This window comes from Cyclobacterium sp. L-R (assembly GCF_056859355.1).
On record NZ_JBSXOH010000033.1, the window covers coordinates 19,232 to 36,795 of the forward strand.

At 36.9% G+C, this 17,564-nt stretch carries 11 protein-coding genes; 5 read left to right on the plus strand and 6 right to left on the minus strand.

The window, feature by feature from the left end; genetic code table 11:
• Positions 1 to 47 precede the first annotated feature (47 nt).
• Positions 48 to 776 carry a glucosamine-6-phosphate deaminase gene (gene nagB, locus AC13EX_RS02635; RefSeq protein WP_482891431.1) on the plus strand — a complete coding sequence of 243 codons (729 nt, stop codon included), beginning with the start codon at positions 48 to 50 and terminating at the stop codon, positions 774 to 776.
• A gap of 27 nt (positions 777 to 803) precedes the next feature.
• Here the strand turns inward: nagB and AC13EX_RS02640 are convergent, their stop codons facing one another.
• Together AC13EX_RS02640 and AC13EX_RS02645 are read right to left on the minus strand one after the other, a co-directional pair.
• Positions 804 to 3,779 (minus strand): ATP-binding protein, encoded by a 2,976-nt coding sequence (locus AC13EX_RS02640; RefSeq protein ID WP_482891432.1) that lies wholly within the window; start codon positions 3,777 to 3,779, stop codon positions 804 to 806.
• A gap of 141 nt (positions 3,780 to 3,920) precedes the next feature.
• A complete protein-coding gene (locus AC13EX_RS02645; protein WP_482891433.1) occupies positions 3,921 to 5,180 on the minus strand; it encodes a pepsin/retropepsin-like aspartic protease family protein in 1,260 nt (419 codons plus the stop codon).
• A 432-nt stretch (positions 5,181 to 5,612) separates the two neighbouring features.
• Here AC13EX_RS02645 and AC13EX_RS02650 point away from each other — a divergent pair, with 432 nt between their 5' ends.
• Complete coding sequence (locus AC13EX_RS02650) at positions 5,613 to 6,083, plus strand: Fur family transcriptional regulator (RefSeq protein WP_048641069.1); 471 nt, start codon at positions 5,613 to 5,615, stop codon at positions 6,081 to 6,083.
• 33 nt (positions 6,084 to 6,116) lie between these two features.
• Here AC13EX_RS02650 and AC13EX_RS02655 read toward each other — a convergent pair whose 3' ends face one another.
• From AC13EX_RS02655 to AC13EX_RS02670, 4 genes are all read right to left on the minus strand, one after another.
• Complete coding sequence (locus tag AC13EX_RS02655) at positions 6,117 to 6,563, minus strand: SRPBCC family protein (RefSeq protein ID WP_482891434.1); 447 nt, start codon at positions 6,561 to 6,563, stop codon at positions 6,117 to 6,119.
• A gap of 24 nt (positions 6,564 to 6,587) precedes the next feature.
• Positions 6,588 to 7,526, minus strand: a complete 939-nt coding sequence (gene hflC, locus AC13EX_RS02660; protein WP_048641067.1) for a protease modulator HflC — start codon at positions 7,524 to 7,526, stop codon at positions 6,588 to 6,590.
• A gap of 37 nt (positions 7,527 to 7,563) precedes the next feature.
• A complete protein-coding gene (gene hflK, locus AC13EX_RS02665; RefSeq protein WP_048641066.1) occupies positions 7,564 to 8,553 on the minus strand; it encodes an FtsH protease activity modulator HflK in 990 nt (329 codons plus the stop codon).
• A gap of 260 nt (positions 8,554 to 8,813) precedes the next feature.
• Positions 8,814 to 9,434, minus strand: coding sequence for a cytochrome c oxidase subunit 3 (locus tag AC13EX_RS02670; protein ID WP_482891435.1), 621 nt, complete (start codon positions 9,432 to 9,434; stop codon positions 8,814 to 8,816).
• Between the two features lie 241 nt (positions 9,435 to 9,675).
• Here AC13EX_RS02670 and mfd point away from each other — a divergent pair, with 241 nt between their 5' ends.
• From mfd to AC13EX_RS02685, 3 genes are all read left to right on the plus strand, one after another.
• Positions 9,676 to 13,020 (plus strand): transcription-repair coupling factor, encoded by a 3,345-nt coding sequence (gene mfd, locus AC13EX_RS02675; RefSeq protein WP_482891436.1) that lies wholly within the window; start codon positions 9,676 to 9,678, stop codon positions 13,018 to 13,020.
• 263 nt (positions 13,021 to 13,283) lie between these two features.
• Entirely contained in the window at positions 13,284 to 14,528 is a 1,245-nt protein-coding gene (gene gldJ / locus AC13EX_RS02680; protein WP_048641062.1) for a gliding motility lipoprotein GldJ, read from the plus strand.
• 190 nt (positions 14,529 to 14,718) lie between these two features.
• Positions 14,719 to 17,529: a YCF48-related protein gene (locus tag AC13EX_RS02685; RefSeq protein WP_482891437.1), complete on the plus strand. Its 2,811-nt coding sequence runs from the start codon at positions 14,719 to 14,721 to the stop codon at positions 17,527 to 17,529.
• The last annotated feature ends 35 nt before the right edge of the window (positions 17,530 to 17,564 follow it).

Below are 17,564 nucleotides of genomic sequence, written 5' to 3' on the forward strand. Positions count from 1 at the left end.
TTATCTGAGTATCTCATTTATTATTGAAATTTAATTATTATTGAATTATGCAAATACAGATTTTTCAAGACGAGGAAAGTTTACACCATGCCGTTGCTCAAACGCTTATTGACGCTGTTAAAGCAAACCCAAAAGTTGTCTTGGGATTGGCTACTGGTAGCTCTCCTCTGGAAACTTATAACAATATGATGGTAGATCACCAGAAAAATGGAACTGACTACTCAGGTGTGGTTACTTTTAATCTGGATGAATATGTAGGCCTAGAGGGGACCCATACTCAGAGTTATAGGTATTTTATGAATATCTCCTTGTTCAATGGGCTTAACATTCCCTTAAGCCAGACCAATGTGCCTGATGGGACAGGAGATCTTAAGGAAGTTTGTGAAACCTATGAAGCTAAAATTGCCAAAGCAGGAGGGATTGATTTGCAACTGTTAGGAATAGGTACCAATGGGCATATAGGGTTTAATGAGCCAGGAACTTCCTTTGATACAAGAACACATATCACTGAATTGCTTCAAGAAACCATAGATGGAAATGCGCGTTTTTTCGAGAGTGCAGCAAGTGTGCCCAAAAAAGCGGTAACCATGGGGATTCATACCATTATGGATGTAAAAAGAGTGATACTGATTGCCTATGGAAGTAAAAAAGCAGCAGCAATTCGAGACATGGTAAATGGGCCTGTGACAGAATCTATGCCTGCTTCCATTCTTCAAAAGCATCAAGATGTTACTTTATTTCTTGATGAGGAAGCTGCGGCTTTGCTCAAGGCATAGATATTATTCAGGAGTAGGAACCGCGAATTAGTTCTGGGAAGGGTGTATGATTAGATTTCTCAGGTAAACTTTGAATACGGTTCCTTTTCCTACTTCACTTTCTATTTCAATTTTGCCATCATGGGCCCTGATTTGTTCGCGAATTAGATACAAACCTAGACCTTTGCCCTCAACATGGTTGTGGAACCTTTGGTATAGTCCAAAAATACGGTCTCCATACCTTGATAGGTCTAGACCAATACCATTGTCTTCAAACCTGATCACACAATAATTTTTTTCCGTATAAGTATTTATTTTAACTACAGGACTACGATCCGGATGCTTGTATTTGACTGAATTGGTCATGAAATTCATGAAAAAGCTTTCCAGATGAGCATACACATAATTTATCTCATCTAATTTCGAAAAATCCTTTATTATTTTAATTCCTGATTCTTTCAGTTGATTGAAAAGGCTTTTTTCTACATTATTGAGCAATAGCTTAAAGTCAATTTGCTCTACTTTAGGGATTTTCTGCTTTTTTATAGAAACAACCTCAATAAGGTCTTGTAGGGTAGTGTCAAGTAAGTTGGTGGAGATTTTAAGGTTCTCCCAAACCTCTTTATTGCCAGGGTCTGCTGGGTTATTCTCGTTGTATAGGTCTATAAGCAAGGCTATGTTTACAATAGGCGCTCGGAGATTATGAGAAACGATATAGGCAAATCTTAATAACTCTTCATTGTGTGATTTCAGGTCTTTTATTAACTTTTCTTTATCTGATTCCAGCTTTTTAGCTTCGCTGATGTTTTGCTTTACCAGAAGTATCCTGTCAACCTCCTTTGAATTGTTCATCAGTGGTACACCACTTTGAAGAAATTTCTTTTGATTTGACTCTGTTTCGTAACTTACCCTTTGTCCTTTTAGAACTTTTTTAAGGCTAAGCCTTGTGATTTGCAGATTTTCTCCTGTAAGCTTACTTAGTAGATTGGTGCCAATCAATGATTTTGGGTCTGTTCCTGACAATTGATATTCCTCCCCATCCGTAAACAAATAGTTAAATGATTTGTCCAATACATCTACTGAACCACGGGGAAAGTTTTCGGCTATACTCCTAAATAACTGTTCTGATTCGATTAATTTTTTTTCAGAAAGCGTTCTGTCCGTAATATCATCTACAAAAAGAACATAAGACTCCTTGTTGTCATTCCCATATTGGATTTTGGTAAATGAGATCTTTAGCTCTTTGTAATTGTCTTTACTTATGGGTAAATGATAGTAAGCAGTTTTTGAATTTGTTTTTAAAAAATCAGAAATGACCTCAAGTAAAGTTGCCTGGACATTCCCTTTAATTAGCATGGTATTCATCAGTTCCTCCTTACTTTTCACATTGAAGACAGGAAGGGTTTTGTTATTGATTAAAATGAGCTCAAACTGATGATTTACGGCGAAGATGGCATAGGCTGTACCGTTGAGAATAGCATCATGCATGAAATTGGTCTCCTGAAGCACATTCTCAAATCTAAACCTGTGAAGCTCTTTGCTTATCCAGTCCCTTAGAATATTAAACAGCTCGTCATAATAGGCTTTATTCTTGAGGGGTTGGTCATGAAGTAAACAAAGTACACCAATTTTATTCATCTCAGTGTCGAATAATGACAATCTAAGCAGTGAACAAAGGGACAACTCTGTTAGTAATGAAGTGGTCTCAAATGTTTCATTATGATTAACCAACAAGAAATTATTATTTGGATCCAAAGGGAGGAGTATTTCATTTAGGAAGTTCTGCCATTTTTTGTCCTTGTCATTAAGTTTTTCTCCCAAACCACAAATGGACAATATTTCCATTTCATTATTATTGGAATTTAGATTGCCTATAATGCTATAGCAGAAGCCTAATTTTCTAAATATTAGGTGGTTGATCTCTTCAAATAGGCTTTTCCCTTTAAAAAAAGTGGAAATAGCTGAAATCTCTGTCAAGATTTTTTGAATAAAATTATTTTCAGAAAGGTTATGTGCCTCTCTATCATGACCATTTAACGGTCTTCCTTCATTTTGATGATGGAGCGCATTGATTAATGTTCCTGTGAGCCCCTCCTCATTCGTGTTGGGATTATGAAAATTTCTGACCTTATTTGTAAGGTACTGAAAATGGCCTTTTTTATTTTTAACTCTATAGGTAAAAGAGGATTCACTATTTTCATATTGCTCTTTTGAAATGAAATCCTCCAGTGATTTTTGATCATCAGGATGAATTAATTTAAGCCAATTTTTGAATTCGAAACTTCTTAAATTACCATCTTCATAGCCCAATAGATCGCTTAAAGGGCCTGACCATAATATTTCTTGACTGTTTCTTAAGTACTTAAAATAAATAACCTCATGGTCCTTTTTATTGTTTAAAGCAGAAACCTTTAGGTCCGTAAAATAAAGAGATTCCCTGTCCTGATATTCCTCTAATTCAAACAGTTTATAATCTGGAGAAAGGTTTCTGCTCTTTAAAGTCAGTGATTTGAATCTTAATTCAAGGTTTTCATTGATCAATTTTTCGATTGATATTTCTGGAAAATGAGCAATTCTATCCTTTAAATAACTATGAAGCTCTCTAAGGTTTGAAGGAAAGTAATTGACGCTGGATTTTGCTTCGGTAAGGATGGATTGGTCTTTTGAATTGATCAACCACGAGTAGGCAATACTGGACTGGTTTTGACTGATCATGGTATTGACAAGCACACTGTTGTTTTCTTGTGGCAGAAGACAACCTTCAAATTTTAACCACAAGAAGGATTGATGATCAAAAGCGAGAGGGAGTTCTAGTTTTTTTCCTTTTTCAAAATGTTCAATTATTGTTTGAAAAAGGGAGCCTTGAAGGGTCGGGAATAAGGCATTTATTTCTTCATTGTCTAATTGCCTAATCCTTTGTTTATTCCAGGATAAAAAATTATAAGATTGATAAAGAATTTCAAAGGCGCCGTTGTTAGACTTATTAAAAGTTAGTAAAAGTGTTTTGAAAATATTTTCAATCATCTGGTGGTTGGGGAGCAAAACCAAAAACTATATAAAGAATTCAATAAATTTAAAAAAAAAATCTGATGTTAATACAAAAAAAGTATCAGAGTCAATATTTACTATGCTAAATTCATTATTTTACTTATATTTTGTATTTAGCTACAATAGTTTCTCTAATAGAAAAGTCACTTTATGAATGTTCGTTTTTTCTTTGTCTTCAGGATCCATTCGAAGAAGCTCCAAGGATATTACTTTGCCTACTTCCGATCTGAGTAATTCTGTAATGTCGGAAAGTTCCCAAAACATTGCTGGAATCTTATTTATGGATATAATTTCATCCATGCTCCTTACTCCATGACGGAAACCCGGAGAGTCTTCCCTTACCTGATGAACATAATATCTTTTTTCTTCCAGAGAGACCACTCTAACTGTCAGTCCGCTCATGTCATACTTGAAAGGAGTTTTAAATTTTGCCCCTTTTTTATACAAAATTCTTTCGCGAGGGTAATCTATAATGAGTTTCATGTGATTAAGTAGTTCTGAACCTAAGCTACCCATTCTTCCAGTATTAATCAATACTTCTGAATACTCGTTCTTTTCTGGATAGGAGGTGATTACATTTCGAAAATTCAAGCCTTCTATGCTTAACTTTTTCACTCTTGCAACATGTCCTTCTAAGTCTCCCCCTAGGGACCTTCCTAAACTGCTCTCAATATTTACCTCTGGTAATTTAATCTCATCACTGGTTTCTTGATTGAGTAATAACCCGTGGTTGGCACCTGTGTCGATGAGCAATTTGGCCTCCAAATCAGGGCCGTCTATCTGCTTTATAGTGGTATTAATATAGGGCTTGTTTCCTTGTAACTCAATGGGGATTTCTCTAAACCAAAAAGGTTTCCATTTGAGGGATTTACGATTGTAGAAGGTGATGAGTCCATTGTCATAATCAACTTTGATAGGGTTGTTTTTGAAGAATTCATGTCCTATTACCCCATACACAGGTACTCCTATCACCTTTTCCAATTCAAGAAAATCTTCATCCAAAACAAGTATGGCTTGAAATATCCCTTCAATTGGGCCCAGGTCAAAATGATTGTTTGGAGATACAGATGCACTTAGGACCGTTTTGCCATCTGCACCCACCAAATTAAGCTTTCGGGTGTAAACCATTTCCAATTCATCGGCTATGGATTTGCTGAAAAATATATTGGATTTTACTCCGGTATCAAATAGAAAATTAACAGGAGGTCCACCATTGATGGAGACAGGAAGTAGTATTAGACTATTAGAATCAATAAAGGGTAGAACTACTTTCTTTTGGTCTCTTTTCAAATAAAAACCAGGCACTTGACCCTCTACTGAAAAAACCAGTAGAATCAAAGCCAAAAGGAAAAATTGCCACTTTGTCTTAAAATACATGATTCTTAATTGTTTCTTTAATATAGAAAATAAATTTCAGTAGTTAGAAATATTTGTCTCCTTAGTTAACAGCCACGACGAAATGGCAAAGTCGTTTTCTGATAAAGCAATGGAAAATATTAAAAATGAGCGCTTTCTATCATATTTTATTTACTGCCAACAAATCAATGAGAAAACCTTAAATAGGAAATGTATATTTAGTATAACTCTGAAAGAAGGAAGAGGTTTACATTTTGTAGTATAGATTATAAAAAGGCCGTTTCCACATAAATAGTAGACCTTTTAGTGCTTCTTTGTGGTGCTCCTGGAGTTTAAACGAACAGAAAGCCTATTTAGAACCGTTGAAAATAAGTGTAGAACGGCTTATTGGAAAGTTTTAGGGTTTGAAAAATCTAAAAAATAGCTCATCTTTATTCTTTACAATTAAAAATCATGGCCGATAAGTCGATAATAGAGAAAGCAAAAAAGATATTTGAAAATTACCTGGTAAGGCAAGGAAGCCGTAAAACCCCAGAAAGATTTTCTGTAATAGATGAATTGTATTCTTTACCTCAAGATGAGCATATAGATGTAGAAGGTTTGTTTCTAAGAATGAGAAACAACGGTTATTCAATAAGCAGGGCTACTATTTACAATACACTTGACCTTTTAGTAGAGTGTGGTTTGGCCGTAAAACATCAGTTTAAGGACAAAGTCGCCTTGTATGAACAAGCGCTTACCTATAAGCACCATGATCACTATGTGTGCAACCAATGCAGAAAAATTTTAGAATTTTCAGATCAAAGAATTAATTTGATTAAGGAAGAAATGGGCAATGTGTTTTCTTCACATATCACCAGCCATTCACTTGTACTTTACGGAGATTGTCAAATCCGTGATTGTGAAAATTTAGAAGTGCATTAAACTCAGTTCAATATCTTTTATAGAGTTGCTGTTTTAATTCTCCTTGGAAAAAACCTTTTTATATATAGGCTTTCTCATTGAGAATTGAAGATATAGCAATGGATACAATAAATAGTCAAGTAGGCGTATTGGGCTGGAAAAACTGATTTCGTCTATTATTTTAGCCTGATCATTTCCATCTGAGATAATTCGATGCTTGTGATGCCATTTTTTTAGGAAAAAGGGTAGTTTAAGCCCTTCATCGACGAAAAAGTATTCATTCCTATCCAAATGGTCGGCAGTAATCTCACTTGTCCACACCTGCTTAAAAAATATAAAATTCAGTTCTAGACTTACAAGATCTCCTTTTGAAGAGCCATCAAAACGCAGTAATTTGACAGGAGGGAAAGGCGGGTTCAATGCCTTGAATAAATCAGCATTAAACCCACTTTTGACTTTTAAATAGTTTTGATTTACATTGGTCGTTAACCTAAACTTCATGTTTCCTTTAGATTTGCAATTGGATTATTGCATTTTTTTCAAGTACTTGAAAAGGTCACTGTCAGAGGATATTACCAAATTGGTGTTTCCATCTAGAGAGTTTTCAAGTGCTTCCATAGAACGAAGGAATTTATATAAATCTATGGATTGTCTGTTTCTATTATAGGCTGAGGCATAGATCTCTGTAGCTTCAGCATCGGCCCTACCACGTATTTCTTCTGCCTGTCTCGTGGCTTCTGATTGAATCTGTGCCAAATCACGTTCCTTGTCACCAAGTATCTTTCTAGCACCACCTTGTCCTTCAGATCTGAACTGGTCTGCAATTCTATTTCTCTCACTTATCATCCTGTCATAAACTCTGTCCCGTACTTCATCCACATAGTTCATTCTTTTAAAACGGAAATCAAGTATTCTCACTCCAAGATCAGAAGTTCTTTCATTGGCTTTTTGTAAGATAATATCTTCTATTTTGTCTCTTCCTACTTCTATTTCTTCAAGTATTTCAAGCTCCTCCATAAATTCCTCGGTTATTTCAGGTTCTCTGTTGGTAGACCGGACAATGTCAAGTAGGTTGTGGTTGGCGATTGCATTTCTAGTCTCTCCATCAAGGATGTCGTCTAGCCGTGACTGAGCAGATCTCTCATCTCTCAGTCGGATGAAGAATTGAAGCGGATTGGTGATCTCCCATCTTGCATAGGTATCTACGAAAATATATTTTTTATCTTTTGTTGGGACCTGGTTTTTGTCTCCATCCCATTCAAGATAACGTTTGTCAAAAAACTGCACTTTTTGAATAAACGGTACTACAAAATTAACTCCTGGACTCGTCCTTGGTTCACCAATCGGTTTCCCAAATTGGGTTACTATGGCTTGCTGGGTTTCGTCAAGTATAAATATACTTTGAGCAGATAGTATAGCTCCTATAACTATCAGTATGATGTAAAATAGATTACTTTTTTTCATGCTTTGATGAGGTTAATATTAATGTCCGTACTTAAACTTAAGGGTTGGGAGTTGTTGAAACATTTGGCTTATTGATGTTCAACAATGGCAGGACGTTGCTTCCCCGTTCATCAGTGATGATTTTATTTCCAATTTTTGGTAAGACTTTCTCAAGTGTTTCCAGATAAATTCGTTGTTTGGTAACTTCAGGTGATTTTATATAAGCCTCAAATATGGAGGTGAATCTTTCTGCTTCTCCTCTTGCACCATTTACCCTGTTGAGAGCATAAGCCTCTGCAAGCTGTATGGTTTCTTCAGCTTCTCCCCGCGCTCTTGGAATAATTCGGTTATAGTCAGCTTCAGCCTGATTTATTAGTGTTTCTCTTTCTTGCTGTGCTTCGTTGACTGCATTGAAACTTGGTTTTACCGGTTCTGGAGGATTTACATCTTGCAATACTACCTGGTCTACTCGGATTCCATTTTCATACTCGTCACACATCTCCTGAAGCAACAATTCTACACTTGTAGCTATTTCTTGTCTACCCACTGTCAATACCTCATTAACAGTTCTGTCTCCCACCACTTTTCTCATGGCAGACTCCGACATGTCGTTTAACGTTTTTTCAGCATTTCTTACCTTAAACAGGTATTTGTAGGAATCGACAATTCTATACTGTACTACCCATTCCACATCTGTCAAGTTCAAGTCGCCAGTCAGCATCATGCTTTCGTCCACATAGCCAGACTTTGCATATTGAGATTGTCCACTTGTAGAAGTGGAGGTAGAGCGGAAACCAAATTCCTGCTTTAACTGCCTTTGAACCGGTATTTTATACATGGTTTCTACAAAAGGTATGATGAAACTCAATCCAGGAGAAACCGTACGGTTGTACTCTCCAAGTTGAATGATAACTCCTTCCTCCTCTGGGCCTACTGTTTTAACGGCTGAAAATACCATGACAATGACTACCAATCCGATAATGATTTTGGATAAGTATTTTTTTATCCAGTCCGGATCGATATTAATTTCAAATTGATTTTCTGACATAAGATTACATTTTTTGCAATTTACAATTAATTGATAGAAATACCTTTGGTAACAGTTTTCATTTTCTCCCTTATATTATCAATATGGAAATTTATTCGGAATAAGGCAATAATGGTGTGTAAGCACAGTACAAATGCAGGATGTTAAATAAGTGTAATAGAAAGAAAACCTCTGATTTTGAATTGATTCTACCTAGTGTAAGTTGTTCTGTTTCTTGGTTTTTGCTTGAGGATTAATTTGGGCAGGGATACATTACATGCTCATATCACCCAAAGAAAAAGACCAAACAAGATCAACCATACTATGTCCATGAATTTCCAGTAAACGATGAATAATTCAAGCTTCATCCGTTGATAAGGATTCGTTAGTAATACCAATGCTTTTACCTCGTCCTTTTGGCTTTTGTGAATTAGTAACAAGAGTACTATGGCGTATATCATTGCTCCCAGGAGGTGAACCAAATGAATGCCGCTTAATAAATATAAAAAACTTCCAGAGGGTAGGCCTGAAAAATCCACCCCAGATTTTGCTAGTTCATTCCATCCTAAAAATTGCAAAAACGCAAAGGACAGTCCAAGAATTAAAGTTAGAAGAAGAGTGGATTTTGTTTTCTTTAAATTATGAGATAAATATGCAGGTAGAATTTTTTCTGAAATGAAAGCACTCCCAAATAATATTAAGCTGCTTACTATAAACGATTTAGGGATTGTATTTTGAGCGAAAGTGCTGTTTGCTGATTGGGAAAAGACAAATGCGGTGGTTAAGAAAAAAAAGACAAGACCACTACTAAACATTGCCAAATAAATTAGGGTTTGGTAGGGGTGCATTTGTTCAATTTTTTTAAACCAATGCTGTCTTTGTCTTACTTTTTGCACATTCATCTAGTAAGTAACAATTGAAAGGCTAATAATGTTGTTTTTGGCTGTGAAAAATTGAACATTATTACTTCTTATGGCACAATATTGGTTTATATATCCTAATTCCTCTGAGGGTTTTCAATGTTATTTAATAAATTGCAAACACTTATTTTCAACCCGAGTTTGGTTTTTCAGAGCGCAGGCGAAAGCCTAGCAAAGAAAAGAATCAGCCTATCTAGGGTTCTACACTAAATTAGAATAGTAGTTGGACAAGCAGTCGTTTTTATCACTTTATACAGATGATCCATTTGTAAGAAATCTTGGATTAAGCATTGGTTCTGGTGAGCATTCAAGAATGAATGTTAAAGGGCTTTCAGGGAGTATGGACATGCTAATCGTTCATGCTATATCGAAAGTAAGAGGTGGCTTTCATGTTGTGTTAGGCAATGATAGCGAAGAGGCAGCCTATTTAGCGAGTGATTGGCAAACCTTTACTGGAGAAGCCGCCTATCTTTTTCCAGCTAGTTATAAAAGGCCATATCATTATGATGAAGTTGAGAATGCCAATGTATTGATGCGGGCAGAGATTCTCAACAAGCTGTCGGGCTCAATGTCTGAGGGAAAGGTACTTATCACTTCTCCTGAGGCCATTTATGAAAAGGTTATTAATAAAAAGAGCTTAAAAGAAAACACCTTTGCTGTTAAGGTAGGTGAGAAAGTGGACCTTTCATTTATAGAGGAGCTATTAAGTACCTACGGCTTTGAGAAATCTGATTTTGTATACGAGGCAGGGCAATTTGCCGTTAGAGGTGGAATCATTGACATTTACTCTTATGCCAATGATATGCCTTTTCGTCTGGAACTTTTCGGTAAAGAAATAGACAGCATAAGGACCTTTGATCCAGAAACACAGTTGTCCACTGGCAGTGTTGAGGAGATTAGTATTCTGCCGAATATCCAAACGAAGATGGAACAGGAAAGTCGGCAGCCAATTATGGACTTTTTTCCTGAAGGAACCTGTTTTTGGATTAAAAATTATAAAAACTCTACAAATGTAATACAGGGGCTATTTGAAAAAGCTTGTCAGTATTACGATAAGATAGGAGAAAGTGGTGCTTTACTTATGCCACCAGAGAAGCTGTTTTTGGATACGAGTGCGTTTGAGGCCCAATTGTCATCTTTTACCTTACTGGCTTTTGGACATGTCTTTGAATGGAAAGACGTGCCAGAATTCCAATTTCAGGGACATCCTCAGCCATCTTTCAACAAACAATTTGACCTCTTAGTCCAAAACCTTAATGAAAACAGAGCCAAAGGGATTACCAATATTATTTGTTCGGAAAGTGAGAAGCAAATAGGTCGTCTGGTTAATATTTTTCATGAGTTGGATCCCACTTTGAAGGTTCAGACATTACCAATTAATCTTAAGGAAGGTTTTGTGGATGACTCATTGAAGTTGGCTTGCTATACGGACCATCAAATTTTCGAAAGGTTCTACAGATACAAGTCCACAAAAACCACTTCCAAGTCTAAGGCACTTACACTAAAAGAAATAAAAAATCTTCATCCTGGAGATTATATTGTCCATGTTGACTATGGAATAGGGCGGTTTGCAGGTTTGGAAAAGGTAGAGGTCACAGGGAAAATGCAAGAAGCCATCCGTTTAGTCTTTAGAGATGATGACCTGCTTTATGTCAATATTCACTCTTTACATAAAATCTCTAAGTATAGCAGTCAGGAAGGTACCATGCCTATAATGTCCAAATTGGGTACTCAGGAGTGGGAGAACAAAAAGAAACGGGTTAAAAATAAAGTCAAGGATATTGCAAAGGATTTAATTAAACTTTATTCTCAACGAAAGACAGCTTCGGGACATCAATTTTCTACAGATAGTGTATTACAAGTAGAACTGGAAAGTTCTTTTATATACGAAGATACTCCTGATCAAGCTTCGGCCACATCGGATGTAAAAGATGACATGGAGAAGCCTTACCCTATGGATAGGCTAGTTTGTGGGGATGTTGGGTTTGGTAAAACCGAGGTAGCCGTAAGAGCAGTATTCAAGGCCGTAAATGACAGGAAGCAAGTAGCAGTATTGGTGCCGACTACAATTTTAGCCATGCAGCATTACCAGACATTTAAAGAACGTCTGGAGAATTTTCCCGTTTCCATAGATTTTATTAACCGGTTTAGAACCGCCAAAGAAGTAAAAGAGATCGTTGAAAAAGTAGGCAATGGAGAAATAGACATTCTTATCGGGACCCATAAGATAGTGAACAAGGCAATGAAGTTTAAAGATCTTGGCTTATTGGTCATTGATGAGGAACAGAAGTTTGGGGTAAAGGTGAAGGATCAATTGAAGCAACTTAGGGTAAATGTAGACGTGCTTACATTGACAGCTACTCCTATTCCCCGAACCCTTCATTTTTCATTAATGGGGGCTAGAGACTTGTCGGTAATCGCTACTCCACCGCCAAACCGACAGCCTGTGACTACAGAAATATATACCTTTAGAGAAGAAATCATTAGAGATGCGATATCCAATGAACTTCGCCGTGGTGGTCAGGTCTTTTTTGTCCATAACCGAGTTATGGAAATTGACTCAATTGCCAATTTGATATTGAAGTTGGTGCCAGATGCCAAGGTGGTAGGAGCTCATGGGCAGATGGACGGAAAAAAGTTGGAAAAAATCATGGTGGACTTTATCGATGGAGCTTACGATGTATTGGTCTCTACTAATATTATTGAGTCAGGGCTGGATATACCAAATGCCAATACGATTATCATCAATAGGGCACACATGTTTGGTATGAGTGACTTGCACCAGATGAGAGGTAGAGTAGGGAGAAGCAACAAAAAAGCTTTCTGTTACCTGCTCACTCCGCCCACTTCAACGTTAACCGTAGAAACCAGAAAAAGGCTTCAGGCGATGGAAGAATTTTCTGATCTTGGAGATGGATTTAAAGTGGCAATGAGAGATTTGGATATCCGTGGAGCAGGAAACCTTTTAGGAGCTGAACAAAGTGGGTTTATTTCTGATTTGGGATTTGAAATGTATCACAAAATTCTTGATGATGCGGTTCAGGAGCTCAAGCAGACAGAATTTGCCGCACTATTTGAAAATGACCTAAAACAAACTGTTGCTCCATTGGTGCAGGACTGTGTGATTGAGACAGATATGGAGTTACTTATCCCAGAGAGTTATGTGAGTAATATTTCTGAGCGGTTAAGTTTGTATTCTAAATTGGATGATATAAAAGAAGAAAAGGCGCTTAATGAATTTAGAGAGGAGATAAAGGACAGATTTGGTACCATTCCGGAAAGAGTACAGGCTTTATTTGAGACGGTAGAGTTAAGATGGATGGCTGAGAAACTTGGGTTTGAAAAACTTGCCCTGAAAAATGAACAAATGAAGTGTTACTTCGTTTCTTCGGATAAAGATGCTTATTTTAGCTCTCCAATCTTTATGAATATTATTAAGTTTATTCAATCGAAGAACAGAAATTGTAAAATAAAAGAAACCAAAGATCGTTTAATTCTTATAATCAAAGGGGTCGATAATATTCAAAAGGCTAAAAATTGGCTTTCTGATATGTTATTTGTAAAATAGAGAGGGTGGTTTTAAAATGGGATTTGTTTAATAAAGAGGACCTTAGCGTAAAAATATTAGTTTTGTTTGGTGCCTTTTTTCACAAATCAGATATTTTTTCGTGTGGGGAATTATATAGGTGGTACAATTATTTTTGTAGTATTTCACAAGAATTGGATAAAAAATGGTTTTTGTCTGGTGTTTTGAAAGAAAGAGAATATTGGTATAATATATTATTGGTCATATATTAGCGTTTTAATAAGGCAAAACATAAAACTTGTCGCATGAAATTTGAGAATAAAAATTTTCAATTTAGTTTTTTTGCTGCAGTGGCATTACTGGGGCTTTTGGTGTCTTCTTGTGGAAATCAAACTTCCAGAAGAACTGCCAGCAATCCCGGAGGCATAAGTGCATCAACAGGAGCAAAATATAGTTTTGATGAAGAAGATTCAGCATTTCAGGTCTTTAGGCTTCCTAGAGAAGTGATAGGGCCGAGGCTTGTTTTTATCCAAGGAGGAAGGGCAGTCTTGGGATCTCAGGAACAAGATGTCATGGGTTTTCGTGACAATGTAGAACGAACAGTTACCATCGCTTCTTTTTACATGGATGAAACGGAGGTTACCAATGTGGATTATAAAGAGTTTCTTTTCAATATTGCTGACAGTGTCAGTACTGATTCGCTCCAGAAACTTGAGCCAAACGAAAAGGTATGGGCCAATGCCATGTCTTACAATGATGTTTATTCTACTTATTACTTTAGGTACCCTGGATTTAATTTTTATCCAGTAGCAGGTGTTAGTTGGACTCAGGCCAATGCTTATAGTCATTGGAGAACCCTATACGTAAATGAGTTGGAGAGGGAGAAAAATTTTGGAGGTAAGAAGAAAAAGGATGACGAAGAACAATCCGATCCACTTACCTTAGATCAGCTAATAGAGCGAGGCGTTGTTTTTCCTAATTACAGGCTTCCTAATGAAGCTGAATGGGAATTTGCTGCTAAAGGAATGATTGGAACCCAGTATATGGATGAAAATCAGGAAAATGGGCGAATCTATCCTTGGGATGGTAGAGGACCAAGAAATCCATACAACATAAAAAGAAAATCAAGACAAGGAGATTTTCTCGCCAACTTCAAAAGAGGAAGAGGTGATTATGCTGGATTATCAGGTAGTGTATCCAATGATGGAGAAATTATCCCTACCAATGTTTATGATTTTCCTCCAAATGATTTTGGACTATACAATATGGCAGGTAACATGAACGAATGGGTTCAAGATGTTTATCGACCACTTTCATTTCAGGATTTTGATGACCTTAACCCTATTAGAAAAGATGGAACCAATGATGAGCAAGACACTTATCAAACTACTTTGATTGATGACAATTACAGAGTTTATAAAGGTGGTTCTTGGAGAGATGTAGCTTATTGGTTGGCACCTGGGACCAGGAGATTTATGCACCAAGACTCAGCTTCTAATCACATTGGTTTCAGATGTGCCATGATTGCAGTGGGTGGAAAAGATAGATGATTAGGTTAAAGAATTTATGGATTAAGAAGAAAGGGTGGATGCACCCTTTTTTTTATGTCCTATTATTTCAATTTTGTAGTATGAAAAAAGCCTTTCAGATGGTGCGGGCGTATTAAATTTCTTTTTCCTGTTATATACTGAATTATATATTATTTTTGTAAGGATAATTTATTTAAACTTAGGCATTTATATGAAGCGGGGTTTACTTTTATGTTTTTTTGGCCTATTGCTTATCCAGATTGGATTTGCACAAAGTTGGAGAAGGGTTGGAGATTGGGGTAATGATTACAAATCAATAAAATGGGTAAACACAAATGTTGGCTTCATAGGTGGAGAAAACATTCTGCTCAAGTCCATAGATGGGGGGCTTAGCTGGGTTGAGCTGAAACTCCCAATGCGACTAGATGTGATGGATCTCTCATTTTTTGATGAGCAAAATGGTATATTGTTAAGCGAAAATGGTCAAATTTTTAAAACTATAAATGGTGGGATAAGTTGGACCTCCCCCAGCTATCCAGCCGATTTGAAGCTGAATAAAGTATTACATGTCGACGAGAATAGACTGATGATTAGTGGGGAAAATGGTCTTGTCCTTCGGTCAGTTAATGCGGGACAATCATGGACTGTTTCCAACCTACCTACAGAAGCCATTATCAATAAATTATTTTTTGTAGACCCAGAGCTTGGTTATGCAGTTAGCTCAAATGCCGAAATTTTCAAAACTTTAAATACTGGCGAGTCCTGGGAAAAGTATGATTCAGGATTCGATGTTTCTTTGAATTCACTGTATTTTATTAATGATACTATTGGTTATGCTGTAGGTGATCAGGGGGCCATTATTAAGACAGAAGATGGTGCCCTAAACTGGCAATTTATTAATAGTGGTATTGATACTGATCTAACAGATGTGGTTTTTAATCCTTCCTACCCTCTTATAGGAGTGATTAGTGGAGATGGAGGAACAATATTAAGAACGACCAATGCAGGGCTTACTTTTATAGAAGTAAATCCTCGTTCAGATCAAGACATAGAGAGCCTATCAATAAGGCCAAACACAAACAATGTATTGGGAGTAGCTTCTAGCGGTGTTGTGATATCTTCCAATAATACGGGGTCGAGCTGGTCCATAAGATTATCTGGCACCGCTAGTGATTTTAGAGGGGTAGCCTTTACAACAGATATGAAGGGGTATGTTGTTGGAGATGATGGTTTGATTTTATTAACTTCCGATGGGGGAAATAGATTTACCGATAGGTCTCGGCCTATTTCCTTACCATTTAATTCTTTGTTTTTTAATTCCGCTAATATAGGATTTATCTCTGGGGATAATGGGAATATCATTTCGACTAGAAATTCGGGCGCTAACTGGACTACCTTAAATCCAGGTACGAATAAAAATGTAAATGGACTTTACTTTTTTGATTTCAATAAAGGGATTGCGGTTGGGGATCAAGGGTTAATTACAATTACTGAAAATCAGGGGGTAAATTGGCAGACAGTGAGTTCAGGTATGGCTAATTACAACTTAAAAGACGTGTTTTTTTTCAATGAAAATGATGGAGTTATAATTGGTGAAAAGGGGTTGGTCTTAATTTCTTCTAATGGAGGTTTTGATTGGGAAAAGGTAAATATCGGAAGCAATGCTGATTTAAAAGCTATAGCAATATTAGATGAGGTGACAGCAATTGCAGTAAGTACTTCCAGTGCTGTATTCAAAACAAGGGACAAAGGACTCAATTGGGAGCCTTTACAAACAGGGTTTAATACGCCTTTATCTGATATAGCCTTTCTTGATGAGTCCGTAGGTTTTATCACAGGTGAAAATGGATTGATTATCCGAACTTTTGATGGGGGAGATTCTTGGGAGAAATTAGAAACAGGCACCTTTCAGAATTTTACGGGTATTAGCTTTGGGGATTTGAATGTTGGGTATGTGGTAGGAGAAAATGGAATTTTTTATCAATATACCTGTCAGGTTCCTGATGTGATTCCAACTATTTTTGGTGAAGATAATATTTGTCTCAGTCAACAGATTTATTCAATTCAGGACTTAGGATTAGATGGTGAAGAGTATGATTGGCGCGTAGATGGGGGGAGTGTTATTCAAGGGCAAGGTAGTTCCAGAGTTGTGGTTAGATGGGATACTCCCGGTAGGAATGCAGTAATGGTGAGAGGTAAGAATAGTTGTGGGAATGGAGAAACTACCGCCTTGGAAGTAATCGTTTCGGAAGAACCAAAACAAACAACCACCATCCAAGGTGAAGGTGTGGTATGTGTGAATACCTTGGAAGAATACATGGTAGATTCCATTCCAGGTACAGAGTACTTTTGGGAAGCTACAGGAGGTGTGGTTAGAGAAGGCCAAGGAACATCTGTCATAACCATTGAATGGACGAATTTAAATGAGCAAAGGCTTACTGTATCTAGTATTAACCCTTGTGGTCAAGGTCCAACAACTCAGAAAGACATCCGGGTAATTACCATACCGGATCAACCTTCAGTAATATCGGGCAATGTAAGGGTAGGATTTCAGGAGGCTGATTATGAAATAACAGGTGAACAGGATATCAATTATCAATGGTCAATTGGTAGTGGTGGTGAAATCATTAGTGGACAGGGTACACCTTCAATTCGTGTAGATTGGACTACTCCTGGTGACCATGTAGTTGAAGTGACGCCTATAAACGCTTGTAATCAAGGGCCTAGTCGGGTGCTTTCTGTAAACGTTAACCTTATTACCTCAGTAGCCGAAGAGGCGGAAGATGAAAATATAGAAATATTTCCTAGCCCTTCATTTGGAGGAGATATACATGTTGCTATAAAAGGTATAGCAGGGGTAAATTATATAGGGGTTTATAATGCGATGGGCCTAAAAATCAAAGAGGTGCCAACCAACGAAGGTCAATTTGTGTATTTTATCAATAACTTACCTAAAGGACTTCACGTGTTAATTATTAGAACAAGAACCAGGGAGTTTAAACGGAAAATATTGGTGCTTTAAGTGGAGGTATAGGACTTGAAAAATGCTTGTCTTAT